The following is a 7,857-nucleotide window of genomic DNA, read 5'->3' on the forward strand; positions in this document are numbered from 1 at the left end:
GCGGAAAAACGTCGTACCCCGGGCCTAGGGTCGGTGCGTGCCCGTTGAGAGATGGTCCACCGCCCAGGTCGAGGCGCTCGCGCCCGATCCCGCCTCGCTGCGCGCCGCGCGCGGTGTCACCGGCCAGTTCTCCGACACCGGTCTGGCCGGCGACGTCCTGTGGGGACTCTGCCGGGGCTATCGAGTGGCGGTCGACCTGGCCGGCCCGGCGTTCAGGTGCTCCTGCCCCAGCCGCAAGATCCCCTGCAAGCACGCGATCGGCCTGCTGCTGGCCTGGTCGTCGGCCGGCGTCGGCGACTCCCCCGCCCCGGCCCATGTCATCGAGTGGCAGACGGCCCAGGCCACGCGCGCCAGGGCGAGGACGTCGCCGCCCGATCCGGTGGCCGCGGCGAAACGCGCGCAGGGCCGCACCGAGCGGGTCGCCGGCGGCATGGCCGAGCTGCGCCGATGGCTCGACGACCAGATCGAGCAGGGGCTGGCCGCGGCGGGCCGGTCCGGGCCGCGGACGTTCGAGACGATGGCGGCCCGGCTCGTCGACGCGCAGGCCCCCGCCGCCGCCGGTGCCGTGCGGCGGCTCGGCGGCATCGCCGGGGTCGGGCCGCACTGGGCCGACCGGCTCCTCGGCGAGCTGGCCCTGCTGCGACTGCTCGTCGCCGGTCATGCCCGGCTCGACACCCTGGATCCGGCGCTCGCCGCCACCGTCCGTTCCCGCATCGGCTTCCCGATGCCGACCGAGGAGGTCCTGGCCGGTCCCCAGGTGACCGACCGATGGCAGGTCCTCGGCCAGGTGGACGCCGACGACGGCACGCTGACCAGCCGGCGCACCTGGCTGCGCGGCAGCTCGGGCGGCCGGTTCGCGCTGGTGCTGTCGTTCGCGGCGCCCGGCCAGCCGCTGCCCGCCGACCTCGTGCCGGGCACCGAGTTCCGCGGCGACCTCTGCTTCCATCCGGGTGCGGCGCCGCTGCGGGCGCTCGTCGCCGAGCGCGCCTCCGCGGCCGCGCCGTTCGGCTCGCCGGACGGCGCGGGCACGATCCGCGCGGCTCTCGCCGAGTGGTCCCGGCTCCTCTCCGCCGAGCCCTGGCGGTTCGACGCGCCCATGCTCCTCTCCGCCGTCGTCCCCACCGCCGACGGTCTCCTGGTGGATGCCGAGGGGGCGGCGCTGCCACTCGCCCCGGGTCACCGCGAGCCGTGGTGGCTGCTGGCCGCGGCCGGCGCCGCCCCCGCGACGGTCGCGGCGGAGTGGTCACCGTCCGGGCTGCGGCCCTTGGCGGCCTGGACCGGCGGGCGATTCGTGCCCGCCGCACCGCCGGTGCCCGATTCGTCGCCAGGCCGGGCGGCCGAGCTGCCACCCGAGCTGCTGACGGCAGCCCTGGTCGGCACCGGCCGGCGCCCCTGGTCAGGCCGGTCCCTCCAGGTCGGCTCCCTGCGAATCGCCCTCGGCTCCAGCTCCGCTCAGCCTGTCTCCACGGCGGCGGCCGGGCTGCCGGAAACGGCGACGGCCGGGCTGCCTGAGTCGCCGGCGGCCGGGCTGCCGGAAACGGTGGCGGCCGGGCTGCCGGAAACGGTGGCGGCCGGGCTGCCGGAAACGGTGGCGGAGTCGCCGGCGGCCGGGCTGCTGGAGGCGGCGGCGGTCGCGCTCACCTGCCGGCGGGCCGGGGTGGAGCCCTCGTTCGGGCATGAGCCGATGACGGCGGCGCCGGAGGAGACCGAGCCGCCACTGCCCGCGGCCGCGGTGGAGCGGCTGGCGCGGATTCTCGGCGGCGGGGCGCCCGGCGGCAGCCACTACGAGCAGGAGCTTCTTGCCCAGTGGCTGACCGCGGCGGCGGCCCGCGGCGGCATCGTCGCGCCGGTGATCCTGCCGGGCCTGCTCGACGCCGGGCGCCGCGACATCTCGGTCCGCACCGAGCTGGCCCGGGTCACCGGACGACGCGGCGCCTGGCTCGCCGGACTGCGGGCCGACTGGCGCTGGCTGCTCCGCGAGGCCCCGCCCACGATCACCGCCGACTGGACCACCGCGACCACCGCCGAACGTCTCGGTCACCTGTCCGCGCTGCGCGCCACCGACCCCGACCGGGCCCGTGAGCTGCTGGAGAGCACCTGGACCGAGGAGTCCTCGGAGAACCGGGCCCGGTTCCTCGCCGCTTTCGGCGCGGGCCTGTCGCTGCGTGACGAGCCGTTGCTGGAGCGGGCGCTCGACGACCGCCGGAAAGAGGTCCGGGAGGCGGCACTGGACCTGTTGCGGCAGCTGCCCGGCACGGCCCTGGGCGCCCGGATGGCTGCCCGCGCCCATGCCGCGGTTCGCCTGGAGGACGGCCGGCTCACCGTGCAGCCGCCCACCGAGCTGGATCCGGACCTGCGGCGGGACGGGGTCGGCGCCGTTCCGGTCCGTGGGGTCGGCGCCGGGGCGTGGCTGCTCGAGGAGGTGGTGGCCGGCACTCCCCTGGACACCTGGACCGGCCCGGAGCCGGCGGGCTGGCTGGCCGTCGCCCGCGGCCACGACTGGGCGGTCCCGCTGCTGCACGGCTGGGCGAAAGCGGCGGTCGTCCAGCGGGACGCGACCTGGGCGACGGCGCTGCTCGCCGCCGACGCCGGGACACTGCGCGAGGCGGTGCGCTGGGACCTGCATCTGGTGCTGCCACCGGACCGGCTGGCCCGGCTCGCCGCCGAGGCGCTGCGATCCGAGGACGGCTCGGCGCAACGACTGCTGTCGCTGCATCCGGGCCCGTGGCCGGACGGGCTGTCGGTCGCCGTCCTGGAGACGGTGGAGCAGCGGGCCCGCACCGACCGGCACACCTGGCAGCTGGGCGAGCTGTGCCGGGCGGCCGGCCTGGCCATGCCACCGGGCTACGCCGATTCGGCCGGGCGTCTGGCCGTCCGGCTCGACCAGACCGTCGATCCGACCCGGGTGCGGCCGGTGACCGAGCTGGCCCGCACTCTCACCTTCCGACACGAGATGCTTCAGGAGCTCCAGTGACCGCTCTGCGACCGCACGCCGAGGACCAGTACGCCGAGGAGCTCGCCCTGCTCGCCGCGGCCGACGACCGGCCCCGGCCGCCCGGCTGGCGGCTGTCGCCACAGGCCGTGGTCACCTATCTGCTCGGCGACGGCGCGAAGATCACCCCGAAGTACGTGGGGCCCCGCCGTCTGATGGAGGTGGCCGTCTCGACCCTGGCCACCGACCGGGCGCTGCTGCTGCTCGGCGTTCCCGGCACCGCGAAGACCTGGGTGTCCGAGCATCTCGCGGCCGCCGTCTCCGGCGACTCGACGCTGCTGGTGCAGGGCACCGCGGGCACCGCCGAGGAGGCGATCCGGTACGGGTGGAACTACGCCCGTCTGCTCGCCGAGGGCCCGACCGACGCCGCGCTGGTGCCGAGCCCGATCATGCGGGCCATGCGGACCGGGTCGATCGCCCGGCTGGAGGAGCTGACCCGGGTCCCGTCCGACGTGCAGGACGCCCTGATCACCATCCTGTCGGAGAAGACGCTGCCGGTTCCGGAGCTGAACACCGAGGTCCAGGCGGAGCGCGGGTTCAACCTGATCGCCACCGCCAACGACCGGGACCGCGGGGTCAACGAGCTGTCCAGCGCCCTGCGCCGCCGGTTCAACACGGTGGTCCTGCCGGTCCCGGCCAGTGCCGACGCCGAGGTCGAGATCGTCGCCCGCCGGGTCGCGCAGCTCGGCCGGGCTCTGGAGCTGCCGGAGGTGCCGGCCGCCCTGGAGGAGATCCGCCGGGTGGTGACGGTCTTCCGGGAGCTGCGGTCCGGCATGACCGAGGACGGGCGTACCAAGCTGAAATCGCCCACCGGAACCCTCTCGACCGCCGAGGCCATCTCGGTGGTGACGAACGGGATGGCGCTCGCCGCCCACTTCGGTGACGGCACGCTGCATCCCGGGGACGTGGCCGCCGGCATCCTCGGCGCGGTGATCAAGGATCCGATCTCCGACGGCGTCGTCTGGCGCGAATACCTCGAGACGGTCGTCCGGGAACGGTCCGGCTGGCTCGACTTCTACCGTGCCGCCCGCGATGCCTGAGCGGATCTACGGGATCCGGCACCACGGGCCGGGTTCCGCCCGGGCGCTGCTGCGGGAACTGGCCGCCCACCCGCCGGAGGTGCTGCTCGTCGAGGGCCCTCCGGAGGCCGACGACCTCGTGCGCTGGGTCGCCGGCGGCGGGCTGGAGCCACCGGTGGCGCTGCTGGGCTACGCGGTCGACGATCCGGGCCGGGCGGCCTTCTGGCCGTTCGCCGTCTTCTCCCCGGAATGGCAGGCCATCAGGTGGGCGGTCCGCCACGGGGTCCGCGTGCGTTTCTTCGACCTGCCGTACGCGTTCCGCGTCGCACCCGATCCGGGCGCCGGCGGGCGGGCGGACAGCGGTGCGGGGCCGTCCCCCGGGTTCAGCCCGCCACCCGCAGCCGAACCGGAGGGCAGGGATGTGCCCGCCCGGCTAGGGGCGGCTTCGGTGGCGCCGCCGTCCGGCCGGCCGTCCCGGGACGACCGTGGCCGCCGACCCGCAGCCCTCGGCTGGTCGTCCGGGCTGTCCCAACCGGCCGGAGACAGCCCTGACGACCAGCCACCCGAGATCCACCACGAACCGGGCGGAACCCCGGAAGGCGACGGGACGGCTGACGGTGAGCCGGTCCGGCCGGTGGACCCGATCGGGGAACTCGCTGCGGCGGCCGGCTATGACGATCCGGAGCGCTGGTGGGAGGACGTCGTCGAGCATCGTGGGGTGCCGGTCTTCGAGGCCGTCGCCGAGGCCATGACGGCGATCCGGGAGAACGCGCCGGAGGATCCCGGCGATCTGCTGCGCGAGGCGTACATGCGGACGGTCCTACGGGAGGAACGACGGCGGCACGAGGACATCGCCGTGGTCTGCGGGGCGTGGCACGTGCCGGCACTGACCCGGAAGACGCCGGTCAAGGACGACACCGCGCTGCTCAAGGGCCGGCGCCGGGGCAAGGTGACGTTCACCTGGGTGCCGTGGACGTACGGGCGGCTCGCGTCGTGGTCCGGATACGGCGCCGGGGTCCGGTCGCCGGGCTGGTACCACCACCTGTTCACCACCGGCGACGACGTGGTGGCGCGCTGGCTGGTGGACGCGGCGGGGGTGTTGCGCGCCGAGGGCGTACCCACCTCGTCCGCGCATGTGATCGAGGCCGTCCGTCTCGCTGAGGCCCTGGCGACGCTGCGCGGCCGCCCGCTCGCCGGGCTGACCGAGGTCACCGAGGCCGCCGAGGCGGTGATGTGTGACGGCGAGCCGTTGCGGTCGGAGTTGATCGCCCGGCGGCTGGTCGTCGGGGAGCGGCTCGGCGCGGTGCCCGACGAGATGCCGTCGGTTCCGCTGGTCCGGGACCTGACCGCCCAGCAGCGGACGTTGCGGCTCAAGCCGTCGGCCGAGGAGAAGACCGTCGACCTGGACCTGCGGCAGGACAACGACCTACGGCGCAGCCGGCTGCTGCACCGGCTGCGTGTCCTCGGTGTGCCGTGGGGTGAGCGCCTGGCCCGGCGCGGCACCGGCACGTTCCGGGAGGAGTGGCGGCTGACCTGGCAGCCCGAGTTCGCGGTCCGGCTGGTCGAGGGCAGCATGTGGGGTACGACCGTGGCGTCCGCCGCGACCGCCCGGATCACCCGGCGGGCCGCCGAGGCGAGCACTCTCGCCGAGGTCACCGAACTGGTGGAGATCTGCCTGCTGGCGGACCTGGCGGAAGCCCATCCCCCGGTGCTCGCCGCGCTCGACACCCGGGCGGCGCTCGACGCCGACGTGCATCACCTGATGGCGGCGATTCCCGCGCTGGCGCGCACTCTGCGGTACGGCGACGTCCGCCGGACCGATGTGGCCGGCCTGGCCAGGGTGACGGCGAGCCTGCTCGGGCGGGTGTGCGCCGCCCTGCCGTCGGCGGCCGGTTCACTCTCCGACGCGGCGGCCCGGCAGTTGCGCGACGGCATGGACGGCGTACATCAGGCGGTCGGCCTGCTCGGCGACGAGACGTTGCGGGAGCGCTGGCTCGGCACGATCGAGTCGCTGGCGGTGCGGCCCGGTCTGCACGGGCTCCCGGCGGGACGGTTGACACGGCTGCTGCTGGACGCCGGGCGGCTGGACGGCGCCGAGGTTCGCCGGCGGCTCCGGCTGCCGTTGACCGTCGGCACCGCACCGGCGCACGCGGCGGCCTGGGTGGAAGGATTCCTGTCCGGCGGCGGGCTGCTGCTGGTCCACGACGAGGCACTGTTGTCGCTGGTGGACGACTGGCTGGCGGACATTCCGGCGGAGGCGTTCGAGGCGGTGCTGCCGCTGTTGCGGCGGACGTTCGGCGGCTTCGACGCCGGCGAACGGCGGGCCATCGGCGAGCGGATCGCCGGCGGCCAGGAACCCGGTCCGGACGAGACCACCGTGCTCGACGCGGGCCGGGCCGCCGCGCCGCTGCCGACGTTGAGCGCGCTTCTCGGGCACCCGATGACATCGACGGTGGCGGAGACGTGAGCGGCGCGGGAGCGGCGGTGGCACCGGTGACTTCGACACTGGAGGAGACGTGAGCGGCGAGGACGAGGCGACGCGGGAGCGGCAGCGGCGGTGGCGGCTGGTGCTCGGCGGCGCGGCCGGTGAGTCGCTCGGCAAGCCGGACGGGCGGGACGGGGCGATGGACGCCGCGCTCGCCGCGCTCTACGACGCGGGGGACGCGGACGGGCGACCGGCCAGTCGGTCCGCCGGGCTCGGCGGCTCGGCGCCGAAGGTGGCCCGCTGGCTCGGCGACATCCGCGAGTATTTCCCCAGCACCGTCGTGCAGGTGATGCAGGCGGACGCGATCGAGCGGCTGGACCTGACCCGGCTGCTGCTGGAACCGGAGATGCTCGCCGCCGTGGAACCGGACGTCCACCTGGTGGGCACGCTGCTCTCGTTGAACCGGGTGATGCCGGAGGCCACCCGCGAGGCGGCACGGCAGGTGGTCCGTACCGTCGTGGCCGAGTTGGAGCGGCGCATCGCGCAGCAGACCCGCGCCGCGGTGACCGGGGCGCTCAACCGGGCCGCCCGGATCAGCCGGCCGAGACACGCCGACATCGACTGGGACCGGACCATCCGGGCGAACCTCAAGCACTATCTGCCGGAGCACCGCACGGTGATCCCGGAGCGGCTGGTCGGGTACGGGCGGCGTACCTCAGCCGTGCAGCGGGACGTGGTGCTCTGTGTCGACCAGTCCGGTTCGATGGCCGCCTCGGTGGTGTTCTCCGGGGTGTTCGCCGCGGTGCTGGCGTCGATGCGGTCGCTGCGCACGTCGCTGGTGGTCTTCGACACCGCCGTGGTGGATCTGACCGATCAGCTCGCGGATCCCGTCGAGGTGCTGTTCGGCACGCAGCTCGGCGGCGGGACGGACATCAACCGGGCGATCACCTACTCCCAGCAGTTGATCACGCGGCCGCGGGACAGCATCTTCGTGCTGATCAGCGATCTGTACGAGGGTGGCGTCCGTGCGGAGATGCTGCGCCGAGTGGCCGAGATGACGGCGGCCGGGGTGCAGGTGGTGGTGCTGCTGGCGCTGTCCGACGAGGGCGCCCCCGCCTACGACCACGAGAACGCGGCGGCGCTCGCGGCCCTCGGCGTGCCGGCGTTCGCCTGCACTCCGGACGCCTTCCCGGACCTGATGGCCGCGGCGATCGAACGCCGCGACCTCCGCGCTTTCGCCGAACGCCTTACCGATCAGCAGTCCGGTTGAACGAGTCCGTGGGGCCGCCGCCCCTCCCGGGCACTTCGGCGGCCCCACCGGCCGGCACGGCGACGGAACCAGGCCGCGACCTGAAGCAGGTCACGGCCGGAAGCGGGCCGCAACCGGAAGCGCGATGCGACCGAAGCGCGATGCGACCGGA

The 7,857-nt window shown here is 75.1% G+C and carries 4 protein-coding genes; all 4 read left to right on the top strand.

The features are described from left to right. The first annotated feature begins 37 nt into the window (after positions 1 to 37). Genes Aut01nite_RS08675 through Aut01nite_RS08695 form a run of 4 tightly spaced genes read left to right on the top strand, consistent with a single transcriptional unit; the run spans position 38 to position 7,706 of the window. Positions 38 to 2,974, top strand: a complete 2,937-nt coding sequence (locus tag Aut01nite_RS08675) for an SWIM zinc finger family protein (protein WP_043529339.1) — start codon at positions 38 to 40, stop codon at positions 2,972 to 2,974. Beyond that, positions 2,971 to 4,032 (top strand): ATP-binding protein, encoded by a 1,062-nt coding sequence (locus tag Aut01nite_RS08680; protein WP_043529340.1) that lies wholly within the window; start codon positions 2,971 to 2,973, stop codon positions 4,030 to 4,032. The genes Aut01nite_RS08675 and Aut01nite_RS08680 overlap by 4 nt, the downstream gene beginning before the upstream one ends. After that, positions 4,025 to 6,478 carry a DUF5682 family protein gene (locus Aut01nite_RS08690; protein ID WP_043529401.1) on the top strand — a complete coding sequence of 818 codons (2,454 nt, stop codon included), beginning with the start codon at positions 4,025 to 4,027 and terminating at the stop codon, positions 6,476 to 6,478. The genes Aut01nite_RS08680 and Aut01nite_RS08690 overlap by 8 nt, the downstream gene beginning before the upstream one ends. 49 nt (positions 6,479 to 6,527) lie before the next feature. Continuing rightward, positions 6,528 to 7,706 carry a VWA domain-containing protein gene (locus tag Aut01nite_RS08695; protein WP_043529342.1) on the top strand — a complete coding sequence of 393 codons (1,179 nt, stop codon included), beginning with the start codon at positions 6,528 to 6,530 and terminating at the stop codon, positions 7,704 to 7,706. Positions 7,707 to 7,857 lie beyond the last annotated feature (151 nt).

Source organism: Actinoplanes utahensis (genome assembly GCF_016862455.1).
Classification (GTDB): domain Bacteria; phylum Actinomycetota; class Actinomycetes; order Mycobacteriales; family Micromonosporaceae; genus Actinoplanes; species Actinoplanes utahensis.

What these genes read in the sequence shown, in the direction of transcription:
- Aut01nite_RS08690 (WP_043529401.1), top strand. Translation starts at nt 4,025, where the DNA reads ATGCCTGAGCGGATCTACGGGATCCGGCACCACGGGCCGGGTTCCGCC.